General features: G+C 68.7%; 1 protein-coding gene. It reads left to right on the top strand.

Going from position 1 to position 259, the window contains the following annotated elements; all coding sequences use genetic code 11:
* Positions 1 to 259 (top strand): LGFP repeat-containing protein (locus tag AC5RWX_RS34630; RefSeq protein ID WP_494100616.1); only part of this gene is annotated, 259 nt, incomplete at both ends.

Genomic DNA, 259 nt, shown 5'->3' with positions numbered 1-259 from the left:
CTCACCGGCGGCGGCTGCTACCAGGGCTTCCAGGGCGGAACCATCCACTACGCCCCCGGCATCGGCGCCTACGCCACCTGGGGCGGAATCCGCACCACCTGGGGCAACCTCGGCTACGAAAAAGGCAAACTCGGCTACCCGGTAACCAACGAAATCTGCGGCCTCACCGGCGGCGGCTGCTACCAGGGCTTCCAGGGCGGAACCATCCACTACGCCCCCGGCATCGGCGCCTACGCCACCTGGGGCGGAATCCGCACCA

The organism is Arthrobacter sp. SPT-J7 (genome assembly GCF_059089965.1).
Note: the sequence above shows the minus strand (reverse complement) of the source record. Positions and strands in the feature narration are given on the sequence as shown.